The 24936-nt window shown below is 65.5% G+C and carries 26 protein-coding genes; 11 read left to right on the plus strand and 15 right to left on the minus strand.

Features of this window, described 5'->3' with window-relative positions:
• Positions 1–126 precede the first annotated feature (126 nt).
• Positions 127–3018 (plus strand): excinuclease ABC subunit UvrA, encoded by a 2892-nt coding sequence (gene uvrA / locus BUA54_RS01255; RefSeq protein WP_072855388.1) that lies wholly within the window; start codon positions 127–129, stop codon positions 3016–3018.
• 88 nt (positions 3019–3106) lie between these two features.
• Here the strand turns inward: uvrA and BUA54_RS01260 are convergent, their stop codons facing one another.
• The 5 genes from BUA54_RS01260 to BUA54_RS01280 form a co-directional block, all read right to left on the minus strand.
• Complete coding sequence (locus BUA54_RS01260) at positions 3107–3988, minus strand: hypothetical protein (protein ID WP_072855389.1); 882 nt, start codon at positions 3986–3988, stop codon at positions 3107–3109.
• Positions 3989–4068: 80 nt separating this feature from the next.
• A complete protein-coding gene (mmsB, locus tag BUA54_RS01265) occupies positions 4069–4938 on the minus strand; it encodes a 3-hydroxyisobutyrate dehydrogenase (protein WP_072855390.1) in 870 nt (289 codons plus the stop codon).
• Positions 4935–5975: an enoyl-CoA hydratase/isomerase family protein gene (locus tag BUA54_RS01270; protein WP_072855391.1), complete on the minus strand. Its 1041-nt coding sequence runs from the start codon at positions 5973–5975 to the stop codon at positions 4935–4937. Before BUA54_RS01270 ends, mmsB begins: the two co-directional genes overlap by 4 nt.
• Positions 5972–7111, minus strand: coding sequence for an acyl-CoA dehydrogenase family protein (locus tag BUA54_RS01275; RefSeq protein ID WP_072855392.1), 1140 nt, complete (start codon positions 7109–7111; stop codon positions 5972–5974). Before BUA54_RS01275 ends, BUA54_RS01270 begins: the two co-directional genes overlap by 4 nt.
• Positions 7112–7391: 280 nt before the next feature.
• Positions 7392–8891 (minus strand): CoA-acylating methylmalonate-semialdehyde dehydrogenase, encoded by a 1500-nt coding sequence (locus tag BUA54_RS01280; protein ID WP_072855393.1) that lies wholly within the window; start codon positions 8889–8891, stop codon positions 7392–7394.
• 99 nt (positions 8892–8990) lie between these two features.
• On the opposite strand from BUA54_RS01280, the gene BUA54_RS01285 reads away from it, so the two are divergent.
• From BUA54_RS01285 to coaD, 3 genes are all read left to right on the plus strand, one after another.
• Entirely contained in the window at positions 8991–9887 is an 897-nt protein-coding gene (locus tag BUA54_RS01285) for a LysR family transcriptional regulator (protein WP_143155321.1), read from the plus strand.
• A gap of 35 nt (positions 9888–9922) precedes the next feature.
• Positions 9923–10357, plus strand: a complete 435-nt coding sequence (locus BUA54_RS01290) for a CBS domain-containing protein (RefSeq protein ID WP_072855394.1) — start codon at positions 9923–9925, stop codon at positions 10355–10357.
• Positions 10358–10438: 81 nt separating this feature from the next.
• Positions 10439–10930 carry a pantetheine-phosphate adenylyltransferase gene (coaD, locus tag BUA54_RS01295; RefSeq protein WP_072855395.1) on the plus strand — a complete coding sequence of 164 codons (492 nt, stop codon included), beginning with the start codon at positions 10439–10441 and terminating at the stop codon, positions 10928–10930.
• Positions 10931–10983: 53 nt separating this feature from the next.
• Here coaD and BUA54_RS21125 read toward each other — a convergent pair whose 3' ends face one another.
• From BUA54_RS21125 to BUA54_RS21130, 4 genes are all read right to left on the minus strand, one after another.
• On the minus strand, positions 10984–11142 hold the full coding sequence (locus BUA54_RS21125; RefSeq protein ID WP_178352691.1) for a hypothetical protein: 159 nt from the start codon (positions 11140–11142) through the stop codon (positions 10984–10986).
• 123 nt (positions 11143–11265) lie between these two features.
• On the minus strand, positions 11266–11661 hold the full coding sequence (locus BUA54_RS01300) for a SpoIIAA family protein (RefSeq protein ID WP_072855396.1): 396 nt from the start codon (positions 11659–11661) through the stop codon (positions 11266–11268).
• Between the two features lie 114 nt (positions 11662–11775).
• Positions 11776–12777, minus strand: coding sequence for a type I glyceraldehyde-3-phosphate dehydrogenase (gap, locus tag BUA54_RS01305; protein ID WP_072855397.1), 1002 nt, complete (start codon positions 12775–12777; stop codon positions 11776–11778).
• 88 nt (positions 12778–12865) lie between these two features.
• Complete coding sequence (locus BUA54_RS21130; protein ID WP_178352692.1) at positions 12866–13009, minus strand: hypothetical protein; 144 nt, start codon at positions 13007–13009, stop codon at positions 12866–12868.
• Positions 13010–13123: 114 nt separating this feature from the next.
• Here BUA54_RS21130 and BUA54_RS01310 point away from each other — a divergent pair, with 114 nt between their 5' ends.
• From BUA54_RS01310 to BUA54_RS01325, 4 genes are all read left to right on the plus strand, one after another.
• A complete protein-coding gene (locus BUA54_RS01310; RefSeq protein WP_072855398.1) occupies positions 13124–14071 on the plus strand; it encodes a DUF808 domain-containing protein in 948 nt (315 codons plus the stop codon).
• A complete protein-coding gene (locus BUA54_RS01315) occupies positions 14068–14448 on the plus strand; it encodes a DoxX family protein (protein WP_072855399.1) in 381 nt (126 codons plus the stop codon). Before BUA54_RS01310 ends, BUA54_RS01315 begins: the two co-directional genes overlap by 4 nt.
• Entirely contained in the window at positions 14441–15202 is a 762-nt protein-coding gene (locus BUA54_RS01320) for a potassium channel family protein (protein WP_072855400.1), read from the plus strand. The genes BUA54_RS01315 and BUA54_RS01320 overlap by 8 nt, the downstream gene beginning before the upstream one ends.
• Before the next feature lie 82 nt (positions 15203–15284).
• Positions 15285–15707, plus strand: coding sequence for a VOC family protein (locus tag BUA54_RS01325; RefSeq protein ID WP_072855401.1), 423 nt, complete (start codon positions 15285–15287; stop codon positions 15705–15707).
• Between the two features lie 88 nt (positions 15708–15795).
• Here BUA54_RS01325 and tkt read toward each other — a convergent pair whose 3' ends face one another.
• Complete coding sequence (gene tkt, locus BUA54_RS01330; RefSeq protein ID WP_072855402.1) at positions 15796–17811, minus strand: transketolase; 2016 nt, start codon at positions 17809–17811, stop codon at positions 15796–15798.
• 179 nt (positions 17812–17990) lie between these two features.
• On the opposite strand from tkt, the gene BUA54_RS01335 reads away from it, so the two are divergent.
• Genes BUA54_RS01335 through BUA54_RS01345 form a run of 3 tightly spaced genes read left to right on the plus strand, consistent with a single transcriptional unit; the run spans position 17991 to position 19214 of the window.
• Complete coding sequence (locus tag BUA54_RS01335; RefSeq protein ID WP_072855403.1) at positions 17991–18449, plus strand: hypothetical protein; 459 nt, start codon at positions 17991–17993, stop codon at positions 18447–18449.
• A 3-nt stretch (positions 18450–18452) separates the two neighbouring features.
• Positions 18453–18833, plus strand: a complete 381-nt coding sequence (locus tag BUA54_RS01340; RefSeq protein ID WP_072855404.1) for a cell division protein ZapA — start codon at positions 18453–18455, stop codon at positions 18831–18833.
• 33 nt (positions 18834–18866) lie between these two features.
• Positions 18867–19214 (plus strand): MliC family protein, encoded by a 348-nt coding sequence (locus BUA54_RS01345; protein ID WP_084113990.1) that lies wholly within the window; start codon positions 18867–18869, stop codon positions 19212–19214.
• A 115-nt stretch (positions 19215–19329) separates the two neighbouring features.
• Here the strand turns inward: BUA54_RS01345 and grxD are convergent, their stop codons facing one another.
• From grxD to BUA54_RS01370, 5 genes are all read right to left on the minus strand, one after another.
• Positions 19330–19689: a Grx4 family monothiol glutaredoxin gene (grxD, locus tag BUA54_RS01350; protein WP_072855405.1), complete on the minus strand. Its 360-nt coding sequence runs from the start codon at positions 19687–19689 to the stop codon at positions 19330–19332.
• Between the two features lie 67 nt (positions 19690–19756).
• On the minus strand, positions 19757–19993 hold the full coding sequence (locus BUA54_RS01355) for a BolA/IbaG family iron-sulfur metabolism protein (RefSeq protein WP_072855406.1): 237 nt from the start codon (positions 19991–19993) through the stop codon (positions 19757–19759).
• 161 nt (positions 19994–20154) lie between these two features.
• Complete coding sequence (gene purL / locus BUA54_RS01360; protein WP_072855407.1) at positions 20155–22314, minus strand: phosphoribosylformylglycinamidine synthase subunit PurL; 2160 nt, start codon at positions 22312–22314, stop codon at positions 20155–20157.
• A 171-nt stretch (positions 22315–22485) separates the two neighbouring features.
• Complete coding sequence (locus tag BUA54_RS21705) at positions 22486–23397, minus strand: hypothetical protein (RefSeq protein WP_072855408.1); 912 nt, start codon at positions 23395–23397, stop codon at positions 22486–22488.
• Positions 23398–23897: 500 nt separating this feature from the next.
• Entirely contained in the window at positions 23898–24818 is a 921-nt protein-coding gene (locus BUA54_RS01370; RefSeq protein WP_072855409.1) for a LysR family transcriptional regulator, read from the minus strand.
• Between the last annotated feature and the right edge of the window lie 118 nt (positions 24819–24936).

Raw genomic sequence — 24936 nt, forward strand, 5'->3', positions numbered from 1 at the left:
ATGCCGCGAAATTCCGCGCGGCCGCAGCGATTTGCGCGCAGGTTCATCTTCTGTTCACGTTTCGGGGTGGCGAAATCCGCGCAGGTCGCTATCTGATGGCAATGACATGCCTATGGGGGGGCAAGAATGGCCGAGCTGAAGAACATCGAAGTCCGCGGTGCGCGCGAACATAACCTCAAGAACATCGACGTGGATATTCCGCGCGATCAGCTTGTGGTCATCACCGGACTATCGGGGTCCGGCAAGTCGAGCCTCGCCTTCGATACGATCTATGCGGAAGGCCAGCGCCGCTATGTCGAATCCCTGTCGGCCTATGCGCGCCAGTTCCTCGACATGATGGAAAAGCCCGATGTGGATCACATCAGCGGCCTGTCGCCCGCCATCTCCATCGAGCAGAAGACGACCTCCAAGAACCCCCGGTCCACCGTCGGCACGATCACCGAGATCTACGACTACCTGCGCCTTCTCTTCGCCCGCGCCGGCACGCCCTATTCCCCCGCCACCGGCTTGCCGATCGAGGCGCAGCAGGTGCAGGACATGGTCGATCGCGTCATGGCGATGGAGGAGGGGACGCGCGGCTACCTGCTGGCCCCCATCATCCGTGACCGCAAGGGCGAGTATCGGAAAGAGTTCCTCGACCTGCGCAAGCAGGGCTTCCAGCGGGTGAAGGTCGACGGCCAGTTCTACGAGTTGGACGAGCCGCCGACGCTCGACAAGAAGTTCCGCCACGACATCGACGTCGTCGTGGACCGGATCGTCGTGCGCGAGGGGCTGGAGACGCGGCTGGCGGATTCGTTCCGCACCGCGCTCGATCTGGCGAACGGCATCACCGTGCTGGAAATCGCCGCCCCGGCTGGCGAGGACGGGGCAGATGCGGCAGAGCCGGAGCGGATCACATTCAGCGAAAACTTCGCCTGCCCGGTCAGCGGTTTCACCATCCCCGAGATCGAGCCACGCCTGTTTTCCTTCAACGCCCCCGTCGGCGCTTGCCCGGCCTGCGACGGTCTGGGGGTGGAGTTGTTCTTCGACGAACAACTTGTCGTGCCCGACGTCACGCTGAAGATCGCGGACGGCGCCCTGGCGCCCTGGCGCAAGGGCAAGTCCCCTTATTTCCTGCAGACCATCGAGGCGATCGCCAAGCACTACGGCTTTCCCAAGAACGCCCGCTGGAAGGACCTCGACCCCAAGGTGCAGGAGGTGTTTCTGCGCGGGTCCGGCAAGGAAGAGATCAAGTTCCGCTACGACGAGGGCGGCCGGGTCTATCAGGTGAGTCGCCCCTTCGAGGGCGTGATTCCGAATATGGAACGCCGCTACCGTGAAACCGACAGCAACTGGATCCGCGAGGAATTCGAGCAGTATCAGAACAACCGACCCTGCGGCGTCTGTCACGGCTTTCGCCTGCGCGAAGAGGCGCTGGCGGTGAAGATCGGCAAGGGCAAGGACCTGCTGCACATCGGTCACGTCGTGCAGATGTCGATTGCAGAAGCCTATGACTGGTGCCGCGCGGTGCCGGACCAGCTGAGCAAGCAGAAGAACGAGATCGCCCGCGCGATCCTCAAGGAAATTCGCGAACGGCTGGGCTTTCTGAACAATGTCGGCCTGAACTACCTGACGATGGCGCGCAACGCGGGCACACTGTCTGGCGGGGAAAGCCAGCGCATCAGGCTGGCCAGCCAGATCGGCTCTGGTTTGCAGGGCGTGCTGTATGTGCTGGACGAGCCGTCCATCGGGTTGCACCAGCGCGACAACGACCGTCTGCTGACCACGCTGAAGAACCTGCGCGATCAGGGCAACACCGTGATCGTCGTGGAACACGACGAGGAGGCGATCCGCGAGGCGGACTACGTCTTTGACATCGGCCCGGGTGCGGGCGTCCACGGCGGCAGCGTCGTGGCAAAGGGCACCCCGGCCGAGATCATGGCCGACGACAATTCGATCACCGGGCAATACCTGACGGGCAAGAGAGAGATCTCGATCCCGCCGTTGCGCCGCAAGGGCAACGGCAAGAAACTGACGGTCGTGAAGGCGACCGGCAACAACCTGCACGAGGTGACCGCCGATTTTCCGTTGGGCAAGTTCGTCTGCGTGACTGGCGTGTCCGGCGGCGGCAAGTCCACGCTGACCATCGAGACGCTGTTCAAGAATGCCGCGATGAAGCTGAACGGCGCACGGCAGGCGCCCGCGCCTTGCGAAACCATCAAGGGGTTCGAACACCTCGACAAGGTCATCGACATCGACCAGCGGCCCATCGGGCGCACGCCACGGTCGAACCCCGCGACCTACACCGGGGCCTTTACCCCGATCCGCGACTGGTTCGCCGGCCTGCCGGAAGCGAAGACCCGCGGCTACAAGCCCGGTCGCTTTTCCTTCAACGTGAAGGGCGGGCGGTGCGAGGCGTGTCAGGGCGATGGGGTCATCAAGATCGAGATGCACTTCCTGCCCGACGTCTACGTCACCTGCGAGACCTGCAAGGGTGCGCGTTACAACCGCGAGACGCTGGAGGTGAAGTTCAAGGGCAAGAGCATCGCCGACGTGCTGGACATGACGGTCGAGGATGCGCAGGACTTCTTCTCTGCCGTGCCGTCGATCCGCAGCAAGATGGATGCGCTGGTGCGCGTCGGCCTCGGTTACATCAAGGTCGGCCAACAGGCGACGACGCTGTCGGGCGGCGAGGCGCAGCGGGTGAAGCTCAGCAAGGAACTGGCGCGGCAGTCGACGGGCCGCACGCTCTACATCCTCGACGAGCCGACGACGGGCCTGCATTTCGAGGACGTGCGCAAGCTGCTGGAGGTGCTTCACGAATTGGTGGAGCAGGGGAATTCGGTCGTGGTGATCGAACACAACCTCGACGTCATCAAGACGGCGGACCACCTGATCGACATCGGTCCCGAAGGCGGTGACGGCGGCGGGCGCATCGTGGCCGAAGGCACGCCGGAAGAGGTGGCAGAGATCGAGGCCAGCCATACCGGCCGCTACCTCAAGCCGATGCTGAATCCCAAGCGCGTCGCGGCAGAGTAGGGATTTCGGCTGCACCGGATCTTCCGGTGGAAGTTTATCCGGTCGGATGAATGGGATACGCGTCGATCTTGACGCGCATCCCCTGCGTTCAGACCGCGCCGAGGATACGGATCAGCTGCAGCAGATCGTAGGACTGGTCCGGTAGCGCGATGACCTGATTGTCGAGGACCGAATAGTTCTGGCCCGTCGCAAGGGCCGGCAGGCCATACCGCGCGATCAACTGGTCCTGCGTCAGGGCGGCATCGGGCACGATCGACACGTTCTGGGCCAGCGTCGGACGATCCGCGAGGCTGTTCAGCGTCTGCAATCGGTCGTAGTCCGCGGCATTCAGCTGCACCGGACGCCCGTCGATGATGGCGTAGCGATACCCCTCCGGAGCGGGGTCGAGGCCGAAGAGGTCGGTGATCCTCTCCTGCGTCAGGTCCAGCGGCACCTGCGTTTCGACGGGCGGAAGATCGACGAAGCGGTCGTCGAGCAGGCCCCGCAGGGCGTCGGGGTCGTAGCTGGCCCAATCATCGAAGCCGACGCCCTTCTTTGCCAGCCCCGGCGGCACGCAGGGTGGATCCTTCTTGGCCAGACCCGGCGGACAGTTCGCGATCTCTCTCAGGTCGTCGTCGGTGATCGTGGCGAAATTCACGTCGGGCGTCAGGTAGATAACGCCATTTGCGGCCGTCAGGCCGGTCACGGTGCGCAACAGGCCCTGCACCGCCTCGTCCCGTTCCACCGTCCGGCGACCGTTGCCACGGCCTGCATTCGCGTCGCGCTGGGGATCGTGCTTGTTGCCGCCCTTTTTGCCGTTCCCATTGCCGTTGCCGTTGCCGTGACCATTCCCGTGCCCGTTCCCATGGCTTTGGGCGACGTGTTTCTTGCCGTTGCCGTTGCCGTTCCCATGGCCCTTGCCTTGGGCCGCGGCTGTAAGGGGCAGGGTGCTCAGGGCCGCGATGGCGGCGAAAGTGATCAATGATTTCATGGCGTTCATTCCGCTGTAAGAGTTACGGACAAACGTCGGCCCGGAATGCGCTGTTCCGGGCCGGAACCACCGATCGGCGGCTATCCGCGCGACCGGGCGGAGAACCGGGGCAGCATGGCGGAAAAGTCCTGCCCGGCCCCGTCCTCCCGGTTCACGAACTGGTCGTAAAGGGCGCGTGCCGCTTCACCGAGGGGCGTGTCGGCGTCGGCGGCCTTGGCGGCGGCCTGCGCCAACGTCAGGTCCTTCAGCATCAGGTCCGCTGCGAAGCCCGGCTTGTAGCCGTTGTCGGCGGGGGACTGCGGCCCGACACCGGGGGCAGGGCAATAGGCGTTCATGCTCCAGCTAGACCCGGAGGACGTGCTGACTACATCGAACATCGCCTGACGGTCGAGGCCGAGGCGGTCGGCGAGGTTGAAGGCCTCGCAGGTGGCGATCATCGTGACGCCAAGGATCATGTTGTTGCAGATCTTGGCGGCCTGACCGTTCCCGGCAGGGCCGCAGTGCACGACCTTCTGCCCCATGATGTCGAACAGCGGCTTGCAGGTGTCGAAGGCCGCCTGCGGCCCGCCCGCCATGAAGGTCAGCGTGCCGTTCGTCGCCCCGCCGATGCCCCCCGACACGGGGGCGTCGATGGCGGACAGCCCCGCCTCTTCCGCGGCCTGCGCGACGAAGCGGGCGGATTCCACGTCGACGGTGGAACAGTCGAGGTGAACGGCGCCCTTCCGCATCGCGGGATGAACCTCTCCCGCGACGCTCCGCAGGATCGCGCCGTTGGGCAGCATGGTGATGACGACCTCGGCATCCTCGGCCGCGGCGGCGGCGCTGTCCGCGAGGATCATGCCGTCGGGCCGCGCCTGCGTGTCAAAGCCCGTAACGTCGTGGCCCGCCTTGATCAGGTTCGCGGCCATGGGCGCGCCCATGTTGCCAAGGCCGATGAATGCGATCTTCATGAAACAGTCTCCGGTGTAAGGGCGTCCGGCCCGAGGGGGGCCGTCAGGGTGGCGATGTCGGCATCCGGCACGTTCCAGTCGGCGTGCCGCCAGCGCGGTGTGCGGTCGCGGTCGATGATCGCCGCGCGGATCCCTTCGAGGAAGTCGGCCTTTTCCATGCTGCGCGCGGTAAAGCGGTATTCATGACCAAGCGCGGTCTGGATGTCCGGATCGGCGCGGACCGCACGAACGATGCGCAGGGTGCAGGCCATCGACAGCGGCGCATTGCGGGCCATCAGGTCCAGCGCGTGGGCGATCGGGGCGGGCGGCACCGCATCCGGCTGACTGCGGATCGCGGCAAGGTCGTGCGCGGCGAAGACGCGGTCGATGTCGGCCTGCCAGCGGGCCAGCTTTGACTGGGGGGCGGGCAGGGCGGCGCCTGCGATGGTATCGACCTTGCCCGTTTGACAGAGGCTCGCGATCAGCGCGGGCCACTGGTCCTGCGGCACGAAGGTATCGGCAAACCCCACATGGATCGCATCGCCCGCGTCCATCCGGTCCCCCGTGAGGCCGAGGTATTCGCCGAGCCGCCCCGGCGCCCGCGCCAGCAGCAGGGTGGAGCCCACGTCCGGTACGAGACCGATGCCGCACTCTGGCAGGGCGATGCGTGTCGTGTCGCCTACGATGCGATGGCTGGCGTGGCAGCCGATGCCGACGCCGCCGCCCATGGCGAAGCCCTGCATCAGTGCGACGATCGGCTTGCCGTAGCCGGCGATCACCGCATTCAGCCGGTATTCGTCACGCCAGAAGCGGCGGCCGTAACCGTAATCCCCCGCCACGCCGGTGGCATACATCCTGGCGATGTCGCCGCCGGCGCAGAACGCCTTCGACCCCGCGGCGTCGATGACGACCAGCGCCACGGTGTCATCGTTTCGCCATGCGGTCAGCGCATCATCGATGGCATGGACCATGTCCCATGTGAGGGCGTTCAGCGCCGTTTCGCGTGTCAGCGTGATGCGGCCGGCGCGGCCGTCGGTGCGGATGTTGATGTCAGTCATGCAGATACCATGTCGCGGGCGACGATCAGGCGCATGATCTCGTTCGTGCCTTCAAGGATCTGGTGGACCCGCAGGTCGCGGACGATCTTCTCGATCCCGTAATCGGCGAGGTAGCCGTAGCCGCCGTGCAGTTGCAGGCACTGGTCGGCGACCTGGCTGCCGGTCTCCGTCACCAGCTTCTTGGCCATGGCGCAGAAGCGGGTGGCGTCTGGGGCCCCGGTGTCGAGCTTCCATGCCGCCTGCCGCAGGAAGGTGCGGGCGGACTGCAAGGCAATCTCCATGTCGGCGAGGCGGAATTGCAGGGCCTGAAACTGGTCGATGGATGTGCCGAAGGCCTTCCTCTCCGCCATGTAGGCGCGCGTCTGATCGAGGGCCGACTGCGCAGCGCCGAGCGAGCAGGCGGCGATGTTCAGGCGACCGCCGTCGAGGCCCTTCATCGCGTATGTGAAACCCTTTCCTTCTTCACCCAGCAAGTCGTCCGAGGGGATGTTGCAATCGTCCAACTGCACTTGACGGGTCGGCTGGCTGCGCCAGCCCATCTTGTCCTCCAGCCCACCGAAACTGAGACCTTTTTCACCGTCCATCACGACGAAGGCGCTGATCCCCTTCGGCCCCGCATCGCCGCTGCGGGCCATGACGATGTAGGCGTCCGAATAGCCACCGCCCGAGATGAAGGCCTTTGTCCCGGTCAGCGCCCAACCCGCGTTCGTGCGGGTGGCCTTCGTCTTCAGCGCCGCCGCGTCGGACCCGCTGGCGGGTTCGGTCAGGCAATAGGACAGCACGGTCTTCATGGTCAGCGCGTCGGGCAGCAGGCGGGCCTTCATCTCCTCCGACCCGAACTGGTCGATCATCCGGGCGCACATGTTGTGGATCGACAGGAAGGCTGCGACAGAGGGGCAGGCCATTGACAGCGCCTCGAACACCAGCGTTGCATCGAGGCGCGTGAGGGCAGTGCCGCCTGCCGCTTCGGAAACATAGAGGCCGCCGAAGCCCAGTTCGGCCAGTTTTGGCCACAGATCCTTGGGGATCAGCCCGTCCTTTTCCCACTGCCGCGCGAAGGGGGCGATGTGTTCGGCCCCGCAGGACCGCGCCATGTCGAAGATGGCTGTCTGTTCGTCGCTAAGCGCGAAGTCCATCAGTCTCCCCCCTGAATTGAACGTCCGTTCATAAAATGATGCCGGGCGCTGCATGGATTGTCAAAACGATAAAGCCCGCATCCGACTTGGGACGGATGCGGGCCATCCGGTCCTCTGGCTGCATTGGGGGCAACCGACGCGATGACCGAACAGTGGCGCGGGGCGATGCCCGGCCGTGTGACAAAGTCACGGCGCACCCCGCGCCAAAGTTTCGGTTTGCGATGCAGTTTGGCCGACATGGCACGATTGGCGCGCAGCTGGAAACCGCGCGCCACCGTCGTCAGTCCATCGGCTTGAAGTTAAAGGCCGCGCCGTCCTTGATACCTGATGGCCAGCGCGCCGTGACGGTCTTGGTCCGGGTGTAGAACTTGAAGGCGTCCGGCCCGTGCTGGTTCAGGTCGCCGAAAACCGATTTCTTCCAGCCGCCGAAGGTGTGGTAGGCCAGCGGCACCGGGATGGGGACGTTGATGCCGATCATGCCGACGTTGACCCGGGACGCGAAGTCGCGGGCGGCGTCGCCGTCGCGGGTGAAGATCGCGGTGCCGTTGCCCATTTCGTGATCCATCGCCAGACCCAGCGCCTCCTCGTAGTCGCCTGCGCGGACGACGGAGAGGACGGGTCCGAAGATTTCCTTCTGGTAGATGTCCATGTCCTTCGTCACCCGGTCGAACAGGTGCGGGCCGACGAAGAAGCCGTCCTCGTATCCCTGCAGGCTGAAGTCGCGGCCGTCGACGACCAGCTCCGCGCCCTGATCCACACCGGAGTCGATCAGTTTGAGGATGTTGGCCTTGGCGGCGGCGGTGACGACGGGGCCATAGTCCACGTCCTTGCCGCCGGTGTAGGGGCCGACCTTCAGCGCGTCGATGCGGGGCTTGAGCTTTTCGATCAGCTTGTCGGCGGTGTCTTCGCCGACCGGCACGGCGACCGAGATCGCCATGCAGCGTTCGCCAGCCGCACCGTACCCCGCGCCGATCAGCGCGTCGGCGGCCTGGTCCATGTCCGCGTCGGGCATGATGATCATGTGGTTCTTGGCGCCGCCGAAGCACTGCACGCGCTTGCCGTTGGAACAGCCGCGCCCGTAGATGTATTCGGCGATGGGCGTGGAGCCCACGAAGCCGATCGACTGGATGACCGGATGGTCGAGGATCGCGTCCACGCTCTCCTTGTCGCCGTTCACGACCTGCAGGATGCCCTTGGGCAGACCTGCCTCCTCCATCAGCTCGGCCAGCATCAGAGGGACCGAGGGGTCACGCTCGGACGGCTTGAGGATGAAGGCGTTGCCGCAGACGATGGCGGGCGCGAACATCCACATCGGGATCATGGCGGGGAAGTTGAACGGCGTGATGCCGGCAGAGACGCCCAGCGGCTGGCGCATGGAATACATGTCGATGCCGGGGCCGGCGCCGTCGGTGAACTCGCCCTTCAGCAGTTGCGGCGCGCCGATGCAGTATTCGACGACCTCGAGCCCGCGCTGCACGTCGCCTGCGGCGTCGGGCAGGGTCTTGCCATGCTCGCGGCTCAGCGCCTCGGCCAGCTTGTCCATGTCACGGTGCAGCAGGTCGACGAATTTCATCATCACGCGCGCGCGGCGCTGCGGGTTCACGGCGGCCCATGCGGGCTGCGCGGCCTCTGCCGCCTTCACGGCGGTGTCGAGGTCGGCGGCATTGGCCAGCGGCACGCGGGCCTGCACTTCGCCCGTCGCGGGGTTGTAGACGTCGGCAAAGCGGCCGGAGGTGCCGGCAACATGTTCGCCGTTGATGTAGTGGGTCAGGTCTTTCATGAGAGCCTCCTTCAGGTTGGCCGCATCATAGCCTTGCATTTTTGGGGTAAAAAGCGCCAATATCTCAAAGTCGTTTTGCGAAAATGCAAGGATGAAGCGGTGCTGAATTGGGACGACATGCGGATCTTTCTGGCCGTCGCGCGGGCCGGCGGGCTGTCTGGGGCCGCCCCTGTGTTGCGCATGGACCCGGCCACGCTGGGCCGCCGCATCGCCCGGCTGGAAGCGGCGGTGGGGGCCGCCCTGTTCGTCAAGTCGCCGCAGGGCTATGCGGTGACGGACCTTGGCGCGCGCATGACAGAGGCTGCTGCGGCGGCGGAAACCGCACTGACCGCCGCGGCCGATCTGGGGCAAAGCCCCAGCAGCGGGTTGGCGGGGCAGATCAGGATCGGTGCACCGGACGGCTGCGCGAACTTTCTGCTGCCGCAGGTTTGCGCCGCGATTCAGTCCGACAACCCGGCGCTCGAGGTCCAGATCCTCGCCCTGCCGCGCGTCGTGAACCTGTCGCGGAGGGAGGCGGACATGGCCGTTACCGTCAGCCCGCCCGAGGCGGGGCGGCTGACGGTGCAGAAGATCACGGACTATCGGCTTCATCTCGCGCAGCACCGGGATTTCGCCGTGCCTGCCACGCTGGCCGATCTGCGGAGCAGGGCGGTCGTGGGCTACATTCCCGACATGATCTTCGACGCGGCGCTCGACTACATGGGCGATCTGGCCGCCGACGGGGTGCAGATGGCCAGCAATTCGGTCAGCGTGCAGGTGCAGATGCTGCGGGCGCGGGCAGGGGTCGGCATCGCGCATGATTTCGCCTTGCCCTTCGCGCCGGAGGTGCGTCGCGTCCTGACCGATGCGGTATCGCTGACCCGGTCGTTCTACCTCGTCCGTCACACGGCGGATCGCCAGTCTGACCGGCTGCAACGCTTCGCGACCCTGCTGACAGAGGGTCTGCGGGCAGAGGTCGCGCGGCTGGAATCCTTGACAGACGCGGCGGCGGTCTGAAACGCTGAGAGACACGGTCATGAGGGAGGATAGTCATGCTTGTGAAACAGATATTGGGGTCCAAGGCCTCGCAAGAGATGTTCTGGGTGACGCCCGACGCCCTTGTGTCGGATGCGGCGCGGATCATGTCCGACAACCGGATCGGCACCGTGGTCGTCAGCACCGACGGCAAGCGACTGGCGGGCATCCTGTCGGAGCGCGACATCGTCCGTCAGGTCGGCAAGACCGGGGCTGCCTGCCTCGACAATCCGGTGTCGAGCCTGATGACCGCAAAGATCACCACCTGCACCGGTCAGGACAGCGATGTAGAGGTGCTGCAGACCATGACCGACGGTCGGTTCCGCCACCTCCCGGTGATCGAGAACGACACGATGATCGGCCTGATCTCCATCGGCGACGTGGTCAAGGCGCGGCTGTCCGAACTCGCGATGGAGAAGTCGGCCCTCGAAGGGATGATCATGGGGCACTGACCGGGAATACCGGCGCGGACTTGCGGTCGCGGCGGAAATGCGGTTCTGCTGCGCCTGCGACACAAACTTGCGAGGCCGCCCATGCGCATCGGACTTTATCCCGGCACCTTCGATCCCGTCACCCACGGGCATATCGACATCGTCCGGCGGGCCTGTTCGCTGGTCGACAAGCTGGTGATCGGGGTCGCGATCAACCGCGACAAGGGGCCGCTGTTCGATCTGGAGGAGCGGGTCGAGATGGTCCGGTCAGAGGTCGTGCCGCTGGGCGAACCGCTGGGGACGGAAATCGTCGTCCATCCGTTCGAGAACCTGCTGATCCACTGCGCGCGCGACGTCGGCGCCGGCGTCATCATCCGGGGTCTGCGGGCGGTGGCGGATTTCGAATACGAATTCCAGATGGTCGGCATGAACCGCAGCCTCGACAACTCTGTCGAGACGGTCTTTCTGATGGCGGACGCCAAGAATCAGGCGATCGCGTCTAAGCTGGTCAAGGAAATCGCCCGTCTGGGCGGCGACGTGTCGAAATTCGTCACGCCCGCCGTCGATCAGGCCCTGCGGACGAAACTGGCCTGAGCCTGTCGGTCCCGAAAGGGCCGCTACCGGCGGCGTGGGGCAGGGGGGTATCGTCAGCCGTAGACAGCCTGACGCGCGATCTTGGCGGCATCGTCGCGGTGGATGTTCAGGTCGAGTGCCACGTCGAGCGGCATCGCCTCGATCTCGGCCTTGGTCCGGGCGTAGACGGCGCGTTTGGCGATGGTCTCGCGAATGGTGTCGAACAGGGTCATGGCGTGCTCCTTTCGGGGGCTTGATGTGCGCTCCTCTTGCACACAATCTAGCCATGCTGCGCTGCAGCACAACAGCCAGTTCCGAAGGGCACCCTTGCGCAGGGTGCAAGGCCACCGCCCCGTTTACGCCAGTTTCTGCGCCACATTGACGAAATCCCACGCGGCCTGTTCGTCTTGCGCTTCAAAGGTGCGGGCGTCGACCGGGATGATGTGGTTGAAGAACGCGATCATGCCGCTGGCGCCTGCCGGCGCGCCGACGACGGCGTAGCGGGCGATATGCGTCAGGCTGCGCATCTCCGCCTTGAGGGCGGAGAGGTTGATGCCGACACCGGCGTCCGATTCGTCGAAGTCCTTGAACCGCAGCAGCACGTTGATCTTGCCGGGTTGGTTATCGAAGGCGGCGTTCAGGATCTGCCCCATTTCCCCCATGCCGGTCGCGTCGAGGTTGTCGGTGATGTCGAAGGCATAGACATGGTCGTAATCGGTGGGCAGAGGAACGACGCCGTGGATCGTGGTCATGGAGTGGCCTTTCGCATTGGCTTCGCGCCCAACGTCAGGCGCGGCGCCGGGGTTCCGACACGCAAAAGGGCCGCCCGTGACGGACGGCCCTTTGCAGATCGGATGGAACCGCGATCAGATCAGCTTGCCCATGGCGACGGCCACGTCGGACATCCGGTTCGAGAAGCCCCACTCGTTGTCGTACCAAGTCAGGATGCGGACCATGTTGCCGGACAGCACCTTGGTCTGGTCCATGTGGAACGTGGACGACGCGGGGTCGTGGTTGAAGTCCGAGGAGACCATCGGCAGGTCGGTGTAGGCGAGGATGCCCTTCATCGGGCCGTCGGCCGCGGCGCGGATCGCGTCGTTGATCTCCTGCACGGTGGTGTCGCGGCTGGCCTCGAAGGTCAGGTCCACGACCGACACGTTCGGCGTCGGCACCCGGATCGCCACGCCGTCGAGCTTGCCGTCGAGTTCCGGCAGCACCAGACCCACCGCCTTGGCGGCCCCGGTCGAAGTCGGGATCATCGACAGCGCCGCGGCGCGGGCGCGGTAGAGGTCCTTGTGCATCGTGTCCAGCGTCGGCTGGTCGCCGGTGTAGCTGTGGATCGTGGTCATGAAGCCCTTGGTGATGCCAACGGCGTCGTTCAGCACCTTGGCGACGGGGGACAGGCAGTTCGTCGTGCAGGAGGCGTTCGACACGATGATGTCGTCCTTGGTCAGCGTCTCGTGGTTCACGCCATAGACGATGGTCTTGTCGGCATTGGTCCCGGGGGCAGAGATCAGGACACGCTTGGACCCGTTCTGCAAGTGGGCCTGGCAGGCGTCCTTGGAGGTGAAGATACCGGTGCATTCCATCACGATGTCCACGTCGCCCCATGGCAGGTCGGCGGGGTTGCGCATGGCGGTCACGCGGATCGGGCCGCGGCCGGCGTCGATCGTGTCCTCGGTCGTGGTGACGGTGCCCGGGAACTTGCCGTGCACCGAATCGAAGCGCAGCAGGTGGGCATTCGTCTCGACCGGGCCAAGATCGTTGATCGCGATGACCTCGATGTCCGTGCGTCCGGATTCGATGATCGCGCGCAGCACGTTGCGCCCGATGCGACCGAACCCGTTGATTGCGACTTTGACGGCCATGATGATACCTCGTTGCTGGTTGACGCGGCGGTGGGCGCCGCTTTGCGGCGAACATTGCGAATTTGCGCCAAAGGTCAAGGGTGTTGCGTCACCGCCAGAAGGCGACCCATTGCAGCAGGTCGTAGAACTGACGGGCCAGAAACAGCGGCGCCCCCAGATGCAGGGCATAGTGATCCAGCGCGAAGAACGCGGCGATGAAGATCACGAGACCGATGGCAAGTGTGTTCGTCATGGGGGCTGTGTAATGCCTCGGTCCCGTGCTGCCTAGGCATCATCGCGGCGGTGCGGGGTTGCGGCGCGGCGCCGGTGGTCTACGTTGCATCCGGATGACGCGGAAGGAACGGACATGAGCGGCTTGTTGGCCTTGCTGGACGATGTGGCGGCGATCGCCAAGGTGGCGGCGGCCAGCGTGGACGACGTGATCGGGCAGTCGGCCAAGGCCGGCGCCAAGGCCGCGGGCGCCGTGATCGACGATGCCGCCGTCAGCCCGAAATACGTGCAGGGCTTTGCCCCCGCCCGCGAGATCCCCATCGTCTGGAAGATCGCGCGCGGATCGTTCTTCAACAAGCTGGTGATCCTGTTGCCGATCGCCCTGCTGCTGTCGGCCTTCGCCCCCTGGGCCATCCCGCCCTTGCTGATGCTGGGCGGTGCCTACCTGTGCTTCGAGGGGGCAGAGAAGATCCTGCACGCCTTCCAGCACAAGGACACCCATTCCAAGGCGACCGGCGACCCGGCCCATCTGGAAGAGCAGAAGGTCAAGGGCGCGATCAAGACCGACTTCATCCTCAGCGCCGAGATCATGACGATCTCTCTGGCCGCGATCACGGCGCCGTCGATCTGGTTGCAGGCGGCGGTGCTGGCCGTCGTGGGGATCGGGATCACGGTCGTCGTCTACGGTGCGGTGGCGCTGATCGTGAAGGCCGACGATCTGGGGCTGCTGATGGCGAACAAGGGCCGCTTCGCCATGACGCGGGCGCTGGGGCGTGGCATCGTCGCGTGGATGCCCACGTTCCTCTTCGTGCTGACGTGGGTCGGCACCGCCGCCATGCTCTGGGTCGGCGGGCAGATCATCGTGCACGGGCTCGGCCAGCTGGGGTGGCACGGGCCAGAGGAGGTCGTCCACGGCTGGGCCGTCGCCGTCGCGCACAACGTGCCGGAGCGCTGGGTCGGTGCCGTCGAATGGATCGTGACCGCCGCCTGCGACGGCGTTCTGGGCTTCATCCTCGGGCTGCTTATCATTCCGCTGGTCAACTTCGTCATCACGCCCCTTTACCGCGTCGTGCGGCCCGCATGACGAACCTTGCACTTTTGCTTGCGCGGCTGCTGATCGGCGCGCTGCTGGTGGGCGGGGCGTTGCAGAAGGCCTTCAGTCCCGGCGATGCCGGCGCGCTGCTGGTCGGGTTGGGTCTGCCCTATGCGCTGGTCTGGCCGGCGCTGGTCTATGATCTTGCGGCGGGACTGGCACTGTGGCTGGGCGTGGCAGTCCGGCCCGTGGCGGTATCGGCTTCGGCCTATTGCGCGGTGACGAGTGTCTTTCACCTCAACCTCTTTTTGACCGCGGGCGATCCGTGGCAGATGACGATCTTCGTCAAGAACTGGGCCGTCGCGGGCGGTTGCCTTGCGCTGGCGGTTGCGGGGTCGGGGCGCTGGGCGGTCAGACCCGATGCGTGAGACGATCCGGACGCTCTACGAAGGGGACAGCGACACCGCGACATGGTTCCGCTACACGCTGCTGGCCTTCGACCTGCTGACGCTGGTTTACGTCATCGCGACGTCCTTCATCGCCCACGCCGACTGGCTGCTGTGGTGCGACCTGACCTTCGGCGCGATCATCCTGCTGGATTTCGTCGCCCGCGCCTGGCTGGAGCCGAACTGGAAGAAGGCCCTGACCCGGTTGTCCACATGGGCCGACATCGTGGCGGTTCTCAGCTTCCTCGGGCCGCTGTTCGTAAATGGTCTTGGCTTCCTGCGGGTGCTGCGCACCCTGCGCCTGCTGAAAAGCTACGAGACGTTGCAGCGCCTGCGGTCGGACGTCGATTATTTCCGTCGGCACGAGGACGTGTTCCTCGCCGTCGTGAACCTCGGCGTCTTCGTCTTCGTCATGACCGGGATGATCTATGCCAGCCAGGTACACGCGAACGATGCGATCGGAAACTACGCCGACGCCTTCTATTTCACCATGTCCACCCTGACGACCACGGGTTTTGGCGATATCGTGGCAGAGGGGCTGTGGGGCCGGCTGCTGTCGGTTTTCGTGATGATCTTCGGCGTCACGCTGTTCCTGCAACTGGCGCAGGTGCTGTTTCGACCCTACAAGGTCCGCTTCGAATGTCCGACCTGCGGGCTGATGAAGCATGACCGCGACGCAGTTCACTGCAAGCATTGCGGCGATGTCATCCATATCGAGTACGACGGTGCCGTGTAGGACCGTCAGGCCCTGCCGCTGCGATTGACGTGCCGCAACGTTCTCCTAGACTGGGCTGAATTCGGGCAAAAGGTGCAGGACCATGCAACAGCAGATCGCGGTCATCACGTTGGGAATTTCGGACCTCGACCGGTCGAAGGGCTTCTACCGGCAGGGGTTCGGCTGGGCGCCGGTCTTCGAGAACGCCGAGATCGCCTTTTACCAGATGAACGGCTTTGTCCTCGGCATGTGGCTGAAGGACGCGCTGGCGAACGACACGCGCCAGCACGACCTGCCGTCACCCGGCGCGGTGACGCTGGCCCACAACGTGCCGTCGGAAGGTGACGTGCAGAAGGTCATGGACCGGCTTGTCGCCGCCGGTGCGACGGTGTTGCGCGCGGCGGATGCCCCGCCGCAGGGCGGGCGCCGGGGCTATGTCGCGGATCCCGACGGCCACGTCTGGGAAATCGCCTATAATCCAACTTGGCCGATCGACGCGGACGGGCATGTGACCTTCGGCATGTGATGCGCAACAGGACATCGGCCGCCCATGTGCGATCCAGAGTCCGTCGCCCACACGCAACGCAGGGGGCCCAAGGCCCCCTGCGTCATGGTCAAAGCAGGTCTTTTGCCGCCTGCGCGACATGCGCGGCGGTGATGCCGAACTTCTCGAACAGGACTTCTGCCGGGGCGGAGGCGCCGAAACCCGTCATGCCGACGAAGGCTGCCTTCTTGGCGTTGCCGCGTTCGCCCATCAGGATCATGTCCCAGGACTGGCGCGCGCCCGCCTCGACCGCGACGCGCACGGGACCGGCGGGCAGGACCTTGCGGCGGACGGCCTCGTCCTGTGCCATGAACAGTTCCATGCAGGGCATGGACACGACACGGGTGCCGATGCCTTCGGCCTGCAGGGTCTCGCGCGCGGCGAGGGCCAGTTCGACTTCGGACCCGGTGGCGATCAGGATGACCTGACGCTTGCCCTCTGCCTCTGCCAGCACGTAGCCGCCCTGTGCGGTCAGGTTCTTGTTGGTATGCGTGGTGCGGACCGTCGGCAGGTTCTGGCGCGACAGGGCCAGCACCGACGGTGTGCCCGTCGAGGTCAGCGCCAGTTCCCAGGCCTCTGCCGTTTCCACCGTGTCGGCGGGGCGGAAGACATGGGTGTTCGGCGTGGCGCGCAGCATCGACAGATGCTCTACCGGCTGGTGCGTCGGTCCATCTTCGCCAAGACCGATGGAATCGTGGGTCATGACATAGACCGTCGGCACCCCCATCAGGGCGGACAGGCGCATGGCGCCGCGGGCGTAGTCGGTGAAGCACATGAAGGTGCCGCCGTAGGGCCGCGCGCCGCCGTGCAGGACCATGCCGTTCATCGCCGCCGCCATGCCGTGCTCGCGGATGCCGTAGTGGACGTAGCGGCCCTTGCGGTTGTCGGGCGAGAACACGCCCATGTCCGGCGTCTTGGTGTTGTTCGACCCGGTCAGGTCGGCCGACCCGCCCACGGTTTCGGGCATGATCGGGTTGATCACCTCCAGCACGTTTTCGCTCGACTTCCGGGTCGCGACCTTGGGCGCGGATTCGCTGGCCTGCTTCTTGAAGGCGCGGATCGTGGCGGCCAGCTTCTTCGGCGCCTCCAGATCAAAGGTGCGGTGGAACTCCGCCTGCTTGGCCGCCGACAGCTTGCCGAAGCGTTCGTGCCAGGCCGCGTGGGCCGCCTTGCCGCGCTCTGCGGTGGCCTCCCACTGGGCCTTGATCTCTGCCGAGACGTCGAAGCTGGCGCCGGCCCAGCCGTAGGCGTCCTTGGCGACCTGCATCTGGGCCGCGTCGGTCAGTGCGCCGTGGCCCTTGGCGGTGCCCTGTGCCGCGTGCCCGAGCGCGATATGCGTCTTGCAGGCGATCATCGACGGACGCGGATCGTCCTTGGCGGCCTTGATGGCGGCGTCGATCTCGTCTGGGTTGTGGCCGTCGATGCTTTGCACATGCCAGCCCGATGCGGCAAAGCGTGCGGGCTGGTCGGTGATGTCGGCCATACCGACGTGGCCGTCGATGGTGATGTCGTTGTTGTCGAAGAACACGATCAGGTGCGACAGCTTCTGCATGCCGGCAAGGCCGATCGCCTCCTGGCTGATGCCTTCCATCAGGCAGCCGTCGCCGGCCATGACGTAGGTGTAGTGGTTGACGATCTTCTCGCCCCAGGTCGCGCGCTGGATCTCCTCGGCGATGGCGAAACCGACGGAATTGGCGATGCCCTGACCCAGCGGGCCGGTCGTGACCTCGATCCCCTTGCCGTGGCCGTATTCCGGGTGGCCGGCGGTGCGATAGCCCCACTGGCGGAAGTTCTTGATCTGGTCGAGGTCGAAATCCTCGTACCCCGTCAGGTGCAGCAGGGAATAGAGCAGCATCGACCCGTGGCCCGCCGACAGGATGAACCGGTCGCGGTCGGGCCAGTTCGGCGCGGCGGGGTCGAAGTTCAGGTGATTGGTAAACAGCACGGTCGCCACGTCCGCCATGCCCATCGGCATGCCGGAATGGCCCGAATTCGCGGCGCCGACGGCGTCCAGCGTCAGGGCGCGGATCGCAGCGGCTTTCGTCCAGTGTTCGGGGTGCGCGTTGCGCAGGGCAGCAAGATCCATGGTGTCATGTCCTGTCTTTGGCAAAATATGCGTTGCACGCGTCATAACAGGGCAGGGATCAAGATCAAGCGCGGCGCCCCGCTGTCCGCGTCGTTTGTGCGCGCCGGATGGATCGCTTAACCTTTGCCGCAGGGCACGATTCGCGCGCACCCGCGCGAGGTTGGGACAGGAACAGGCGCATGGACGACATCAAGGCCTTGGAAACGCGCATCGTGAATGCGCTCGACCGGATCCGGGCGGGACTGGGCGCGCAGGCCGACGCGGGCGAGATGGCGGCTCTTCAGGCCGAGCTGGAGCGCGAACGGGCGGCCCACGCCGGGTTGCAGGACCGCATGGCACGGCTGCAGGTCCAGCAGGACGGGCGCATCGCGGAACTGGAATCGCGCTGCGGTGCGCAGGCCGATCACATCGGCGATCTGGACGCAGAGCTGCAGCAGTTGCGCGCGTCCAACGCCGACCTGACGCAGCTTTGCGCGCAATTGCGCGGGGCGGCGACGGCGGGTGCGGCCGACCCGGAGCTGATCAACCGCGCCCTTCTGGCAGAGGTCGACGGGCTGACAGCGCAGCGGTCCGCCGAGGCCGCCGAGGTCGCCGCGATCCTGTCCGACCTGAAACCGCTTCTGCAACGGGAGGGCTGAACCATGCCGCAGGTGGAAATCACGATCGGCGGCCGCAACTTCGAGGTCGCCTGCCAGGAGGGGGAGGAGCAATACCTGACTTCTGCCGCACGGCTGCTGGACGCAGAGGCGGCACATCTGTCCGCCCAGATCGGCCGGATGCCCGAATCGCGGATGCTGCTCATGGCGGGCCTGATGCTGGCCGATCGCACCGCGGGGCTGGAGGATCAGCTGCGCGAGAGCGAGCTGGAACTGAACGGGTTGCGCGCGCAGATCGAAGAAGCGGCCAACAGGCCCGCCCAGCGGATCGAGGTGCCCGTCATTCCGCAGGAAGTCCATGACAGCATGGCCGAAATCGCCGCCCGCGCCGAGGCGCTGGCGGATCAGGTGGACGCGCAGGCCTGACGACAAGCTGCGTTCCTGCAAGACGAGAGCAAGATGCTGAAAACCATGATCGGTGCGGGCTGTGCAGCCCTCTGGGCAAGCGGCGCCCTCGCGGGCGTCACCTCGACGCCGCGCTATACCTGCGAGCGCGGGGTCGAGATCCCGACCGTCTACATCAATACCGAGGACGGCAGCGAGCCGGGCGTCGTTGTCCTGATGGTCGAAGGCCGGATGATTAACCTCGAGGCGACGGGCGAGGCCGCCTCCGGCGTCCGCTACCGCTTTCCAAACGACGGGTCGGGCTACATCTGGTGGACCCACCAGGGCGAGGCGCAGCTGATCTGGTACGACGCCGAGGTGAAGGAGGAGGTGACCCTCTACGCCTTCTGCAAGGAGTCCTGAGGGCGCGGCGCCTGCCGGATGAAAGCGCCGCGCCGGCACCCACGGCACTGACGCGAAAAAGGCCGGGGCGCGCCATCGCCCCGGCCTTCGTCCTCCATTGCCGTGTATCTGGCGGTCAGCCGTTCGCTTCGCGGATCTTGTCGGCGGCCGCCTTGTCGAAGGCGATGTCGTGCTGGGTCAGCAGCGTGTCGAGTTCACCGGACAGCGTCATCTCGGTGATGATGTCGCAGCCGCCGACGAATTCGCCCTTGACGTAAAGCTGCGGAATCGTCGGCCAGTCGGAATAGTCCTTGATCCCTTGGCGGATCTGGTCGTCGGCCAGCACGTTCACGTCGGTGTAGTCCACACCCATGAAGTTCAGCACCCCCGCCACGCGGGAAGAGAAGCCACATTGCGGCATGGTCTTTGTGCCCTTCATGAACAGCACGACGTCGTGGCTGGTCACGGTATCCTTGATCTGGTCGGAAGCGGTCATGATCTGGTCCTTTCAGACGGGCGCATCGAAACCGGCCCGCATTTTCTGTAAAGATTTCCGCACCGGATCAGTCCGGGGCGCGTGTGGTCAGGGCAAGAGCGTGCAGCTCTCCGTGGCTGCCATCCATCTTGCCCTTGAGTGCGGCATAGACCGCGCGCTGCTGCTGCACGCGGTTCTGTCCCTTAAAGCTCGGGTCGACGACCTCGGCCGCGAAATGCGCGCCGTCGTCGCCCTGGACACTGATCCGGGCCTGCGGAAAGGCCTCGCGCAGCAGCGTCTCGATCTCGTGGGCAGTGATGGGCATCTGTGCGTCCTTCGGTCGGGTGGGGCTAACTTATGAACGTGGTCCCAAGGAGGCAAGGGGGGCGCCGAATGGCGGCTGGGGGCGGCAGGCGGCGCCCTTCCGCCGGATGTGCGGACCGGGGCCTCCTTGGGCGGCAGTCTCTCCGGCCAGGTGAATGCGGATCATGCCACCGCGTCGGCGAAGGCGCTGCGGTAAAGGCCCGACAGCGGGGCCAGCGGGGCACTGTAGGCGCCAAAGGTCACCTGATCGCCACCGGCCTGACCGACGCGTGCCAAGGGCAGGCCGGCCGTGGCTGCGGCGGCCAGCAAAGCCTCGGCCTGATCGAAGGTCGCGGCAATCAGGTAGCGGGCCTGATCCTCGGCAAAGAGCAGCGCGGTGTCGTCGGTGTCGAGGGTGATGCCCACGCCCGCGGTATCCGCCATCTCGAAGGCGGCGAGGGCGAGGCCGCCGTCGGCAAGGTCGGTGCAGGCGGTGATCTGACCTGCGTTGGCGCGGATGAAGTCGCCGTGCGCGGCCTCGGCGGTCAGGTCCACGGGAGGCGCGTCGCCTTCGGCGCGCTGCAGGTGTTCGGCCAGCAGTGCCGTTTGACCCATGTGACCATGGGTGTCGCCCAGCAGCAGCAGCGTGTGGCCTGGGGCGAGGGTGCCGCCGATGATCTGGGCCACGTCGGCGATCAGGCCCACGGCGCCGATGGTGGGAGTCGGCAGGATGCCGGTCCCGTCGGTTTCGTTGTAAAGCGAGACGTTGCCCGAGACGATAGGCATGTCGAGCGCCTCGACCGCCTCGCCGATGCCTTTGATCGCGCCGACGAACTGTCCCATGATGCGCGGCTTTTCGGGGTTGCCGAAGTTCATGTTGTCGGTGGTCGCCAGCGGTTTCGCCCCCACTGCCGTCAGGTTGCGGTAGGCCTCTGCCACCGCCTGCCGGCCGCCTTCGACCGGGTTGGCAAAGACGTAGCGCGGGGTCACGTCAGAGGTGAAGGCCAGCGCCTTGGTGGTGCCATGGATGCGGGTGATGCCGGCACCGGCGCCGGGGATGCGCAGGGTGTCGCCCATGACCTGCGAGTCGTACTGTTCATAGACCCACGATTTCGCCGCATAGTTCGGGCTGCCGATCAGTGCGCGCAGGCCGGCGATGGGGTCGACGGCCGGAATGTCGCCGACGGCGGCGGCGGCGGGCGTCTCTTCCCACGGGCGGTCGTATTCGGGGGCGGAAGAGGCGAGCTTCGACAGCGGCAGGTCGGCCTTGGTTTCCCCGTTATGCAGGATCAGGAAGCGGTCCTCGGCGATGGTCTCGCCCACGATGGCGAAATCGAGGTCCCACTTGACGAAGACGCCGCGGGCTTCGGCCTCCAGTTCCGGCTTCAGCACCATGAGCATGCGTTCCTGGGATTCTGACAGCATCATCTCGTAGGCGGTCATGTCCGCTTCGCGCTGCGGCACGTTTTCCAGATCCAGCCGGACGCCGAGGCCGCCCTTGTCGCCCATCTCGACCGCGGAACAGGTCAGGCCCGCGGCCCCCATGTCCTGAATCGAGATCACAGCACCCGTGGCCATCAGCTCCAGCGTCGCTTCCATCAGGCGCTTTTCGGTGAAGGGGTCGCCGACCTGCACGGTGGGGCGCTTGTCCTCGATCGTGTCGTCGAACTCGGCCGAGGCCATGGTGGCACCACCGACGCCGTCACGGCCCGTCTTGGCGCCAAGATAGACGACGGGCATCCCGACGCCCGAGGCGGCGGAGTAGAAGATCTTGTCGGCATCCGCGAGGCCGGCAGCAAAGGCATTCACAAGGCAGTTGCCGTTGTAGGAGGCGTCGAAACGCACCTCTCCACCCACCGTGGGCACGCCGAAGGCGTTGCCGTAGCCGCCGACGCCCGCCACGACGCCGTTGACCAATTGGCGGGTCCGCGGGTGGCCGGGCAGGCCGAAGGACAGAGAGTTCATCGCCGCGATGGGCCGCGCACCCATGGTGAAGACGTCGCGCAGGATGCCGCCGACGCCGGTCGCCGCGCCCTGATAGGGCTCGATGTAGGAGGGGTGGTTGTGGCTTTCCATCTTGAAGACCACGGCCTGCCCGTCGCCGATATCCACGACACCCGCATTTTCGCCCGGACCGCAGATGACCTGCGGGCCGGTGGTCGGCAGGGTGCGCAGCCACTTCTTGGACGACTTGTAGGAACAGTGCTCGTTCCACATGGCAGAGAAGATGCCGAGTTCGGTGAAGGTCGGTTCGCGCCCGATGATGTCGAGGATGCGGTCGTATTCGTCAGGCTTCAACCCGTGGGCAGCGATCAGGTCTGGCGTGATGGTCGGTTCGGTCATGGCATCCCCCGGGGTGACGTTGGCCCGCTTTTAGGCCAGCGGCGGGGCGAGGGAAAGGGCCGTGGCCAAAGCAGCATCAGGTATCGGCTGCATCGCGATTTCCGGGCCGGTGCGTTGCGCAGGTCGCGCCGCGGGCGACCCCTTCACACGGGGCCGCCCGGGGCGGTCGGGTCAGGACAACTGCTGCGCCAACTGGCCGCTGGTCAGGTTCAGCACGATCCGGTCGTTCTGTCGGGCGGAGGGGCTGAACTGGAACTGCGCGCGCTGGACCGGCAAGCGCAGCTTGGTGTTTAGCTGGACGGAGGCCCTGATCATGTTGCCGACACGGGCGTCGTCCTGCACGATGACACCCACATAGACATTGTCGCTGGTCCAGACGGTCAGCCCGGTCAGCGCCAGAACGGGCGGCGCGGTCCGGACCGCAGCGAAGGCACGGCTGCCGGATGATCCCGTCGGGGCGACACCGTTGCCCGCAAATCCTGCGCCAGACCCGCCGAAGCCAGAGCCGCCACTGGCGCCATTGCCACCGGCGCCAGTGCCGCCGCTGCCCATGCCGCCACCGCTGGCCATGCCGCCGCCGCTGCCGCTACCACCGGTGCCGCCGCCGCCGCTACCACCGGCGCCGCCGCCGCCGGTATTGCCGCCGCCACCCGTGCCGCCGCCGGTATTGCCACCCGTGCCACCGCCGGTATTGCCACCCGTGCCACCGCCGGTATTGCCACCCGTGCCGCCGCCGGTATTGCCGCCGCCAGAGCGCCCGCCGACACTGGCGCCGACCGATGCGCTGACACCGGAGCCGCCTCCGACGTTGGCATCGGCGCCGGCGTTGAGCCCGCCACCGCCATTGCGCGAACCGCCGACACTTGCATCGGCCGAGGCGCTGACGCCACCGCCGGACCCGCCGACACCCACGTCGGCGGAGGCAGAGGTGCCGCCGATGCCGACGTCGGCGCTGACGCCGAGCCCCCCACGGGACACCCCGGCATCGACACCGACGGAAACGCCGCCGAGATCAAGGGCCGCCACCCCCGTCGCGGGAATTGCGAAGACACAGGCGAAGCCGAAATTACGAAACATGGTCATTGAAACGTCCTCTCTGTCAAAGTGCAGCGCGTGGGGTTCGGGTTCTTCGTCAGTCTGTCGTCGTCCAAGCCTTTCGCGCCATGGTTGCAAATTCACGTTAGAGTTGCGGTCCGAGTTTCGCGGCGTAAGAACATTTCACGCAAGAATATTGCGGGAATGCGCTATCTAGTTATTAGAAATGGAAAAATAGTAAGGGAACCGTTATCGTAACGTGATACGGTTTGTTGCATCGTTTCAGACAAAATCTGACGTTTATCACCTGTGTCTCGGATTGATGAACAATGCCCTTGACCCATCGGACACAAGGAAGATGACAGGCCGGAGCAAAAAAAAGCCGGGCACGAAGGCCCGGCGAAGTCCAACAGGGAGGTGAAGCGCGTGGTTCTCACCGCATCGCTTCAAGATTGGAAATAAGGCCCGATATTTGGGCAATCAAGAAAAAAGCCGATGTCAAGATGCATTGCCGCTATGCGCCCCGCGCATGACGGGCGGTGAGCGCCTCAGGCGGTCGTGGCCCGGTCCACCGCCAGATCCTTCACGCTCTTGCGGTGGGCAAAGATTTCGTCCTGCACGAAGTCGCGGAACGCCATGATCCGGCGGGACTGGCGCAGCTCCTCGGGGTAGGCGAGGAAGACCGGCACTTCGCCACTTTCGAGTTCCGGCAGGCAGCGGATCAGATGCGGGAAATCCTCTGTCACGTAGTCCGGCAGGACGCCCACGCCGAGGTTGTTGATGACCCCCTGCAGCACGCCGAAATAGTTGTTCACCGTAAAGATCGACTGGACCTCGTGGCTCAGCAGGTGATGGATCAGGGTCGATCCAGCGCTGACCTGCGTCGACGTCAGGGCCTGACAGATCAGCCGGTGACCGGAAATGTCCTGAATCGCCGAAAGGGGCGGGCGCGTGTCGAGGTATTCCCGCGTCGCGTAAAGTCGCATCCGGATGTTCATCAGCCGCTTGCGGATCAGGTCGGCCTGCGACGGCTCCTTCATCCGGATCGCGACGTCGGCCTCGCGCATCGGCAGGTCGAGCACGCGCTCTTCCAGCATCAGGTCAATCTTGATGTCGGGATATTTCTCGTAAAGCTTCGGCAGTCGCGGCGCGAGCCAAAGGGTGCCGAAGCCGGTCGTGGTCGTCACCCGCAACTCGCCGAAGACCTCCTCCTCTGAATCGCGGATGCGGGCAGAGGCGGCTTCCAGCCTGCGGTTCATCGACTTGGTCGCATCGAACAGCAGTTCGCCCTGTTCGGTCAGGATCAGGCCGCGGGCGTGGCGGTGGAACAGCGTGGTGTTGAGCGATTCTTCCAGCGCGCGGATCTGGCGACTGACGGCGGATTGCGACAGGTGCAGCACGTCGCCCGCATGGGTCAGCGATCCCGCGTCGGCCACGGCATGAAATATTCTAAGTTTGTCCCAGTCCATCCCAGCCTCCTGTCACGCGCGTTGATCATATGCATTGAAACTTCCTTACGCAGTGCTCTGTCACAAATCAATGAACGGAGATGTGGAATTAAACCCTTTGTAGGTCAGAATTTGTGAC

Source organism: Loktanella atrilutea, assembly GCF_900128995.1.
Taxonomy (GTDB): Bacteria; Pseudomonadota; Alphaproteobacteria; order Rhodobacterales; family Rhodobacteraceae; genus Loktanella; species Loktanella atrilutea.

Bases quoted from the DNA above. Each gene is read 5' to 3' on its own strand.
- uvrA (WP_072855388.1), top strand. From the start codon at position 127: ATGGCCGAGCTGAAGAACATCGAAGTCCGCGGTGCGCGCGAACATAAC.
- BUA54_RS01260 (WP_072855389.1), bottom strand. From the start codon at position 3,988: ATGAAATCATTGATCACTTTCGCCGCCATCGCGGCCCTGAGCACCCTG.
- mmsB (WP_072855390.1), bottom strand. From the start codon at position 4,938: ATGAAGATCGCATTCATCGGCCTTGGCAACATGGGCGCGCCCATGGCC.
- BUA54_RS01270 (WP_072855391.1), bottom strand. From the start codon at position 5,975: ATGACTGACATCAACATCCGCACCGACGGCCGCGCCGGCCGCATCACG.
- BUA54_RS01275 (WP_072855392.1), bottom strand. From the start codon at position 7,111: ATGGACTTCGCGCTTAGCGACGAACAGACAGCCATCTTCGACATGGCG.
- BUA54_RS01280 (WP_072855393.1), bottom strand. From the start codon at position 8,891: ATGAAAGACCTGACCCACTACATCAACGGCGAACATGTTGCCGGCACC.
- BUA54_RS01290 (WP_072855394.1), top strand. From the start codon at position 9,923: ATGCTTGTGAAACAGATATTGGGGTCCAAGGCCTCGCAAGAGATGTTC.
- coaD (WP_072855395.1), top strand. From the start codon at position 10,439: ATGCGCATCGGACTTTATCCCGGCACCTTCGATCCCGTCACCCACGGG.
- BUA54_RS21125 (WP_178352691.1), bottom strand. From the start codon at position 11,142: ATGACCCTGTTCGACACCATTCGCGAGACCATCGCCAAACGCGCCGTC.
- BUA54_RS01300 (WP_072855396.1), bottom strand. From the start codon at position 11,661: ATGACCACGATCCACGGCGTCGTTCCTCTGCCCACCGATTACGACCAT.
- gap (WP_072855397.1), bottom strand. From the start codon at position 12,777: ATGGCCGTCAAAGTCGCAATCAACGGGTTCGGTCGCATCGGGCGCAAC.
- BUA54_RS21130 (WP_178352692.1), bottom strand. From the start codon at position 13,009: ATGACGAACACACTTGCCATCGGTCTCGTGATCTTCATCGCCGCGTTC.
- BUA54_RS01310 (WP_072855398.1), top strand. From the start codon at position 13,124: ATGAGCGGCTTGTTGGCCTTGCTGGACGATGTGGCGGCGATCGCCAAG.
- BUA54_RS01315 (WP_072855399.1), top strand. From the start codon at position 14,068: ATGACGAACCTTGCACTTTTGCTTGCGCGGCTGCTGATCGGCGCGCTG.
- BUA54_RS01320 (WP_072855400.1), top strand. From the start codon at position 14,441: ATGCGTGAGACGATCCGGACGCTCTACGAAGGGGACAGCGACACCGCG.
- BUA54_RS01325 (WP_072855401.1), top strand. From the start codon at position 15,285: ATGCAACAGCAGATCGCGGTCATCACGTTGGGAATTTCGGACCTCGAC.
- tkt (WP_072855402.1), bottom strand. From the start codon at position 17,811: ATGGATCTTGCTGCCCTGCGCAACGCGCACCCCGAACACTGGACGAAA.
- BUA54_RS01335 (WP_072855403.1), top strand. From the start codon at position 17,991: ATGGACGACATCAAGGCCTTGGAAACGCGCATCGTGAATGCGCTCGAC.
- BUA54_RS01340 (WP_072855404.1), top strand. From the start codon at position 18,453: ATGCCGCAGGTGGAAATCACGATCGGCGGCCGCAACTTCGAGGTCGCC.
- BUA54_RS01345 (WP_084113990.1), top strand. From the start codon at position 18,867: ATGCTGAAAACCATGATCGGTGCGGGCTGTGCAGCCCTCTGGGCAAGC.
- grxD (WP_072855405.1), bottom strand. From the start codon at position 19,689: ATGACCGCTTCCGACCAGATCAAGGATACCGTGACCAGCCACGACGTC.
- BUA54_RS01355 (WP_072855406.1), bottom strand. From the start codon at position 19,993: ATGCCCATCACTGCCCACGAGATCGAGACGCTGCTGCGCGAGGCCTTT.
- purL (WP_072855407.1), bottom strand. From the start codon at position 22,314: ATGACCGAACCGACCATCACGCCAGACCTGATCGCTGCCCACGGGTTG.
- BUA54_RS21705 (WP_072855408.1), bottom strand. From the start codon at position 23,397: ATGACCATGTTTCGTAATTTCGGCTTCGCCTGTGTCTTCGCAATTCCC.
- BUA54_RS01370 (WP_072855409.1), bottom strand. From the start codon at position 24,818: ATGGACTGGGACAAACTTAGAATATTTCATGCCGTGGCCGACGCGGGA.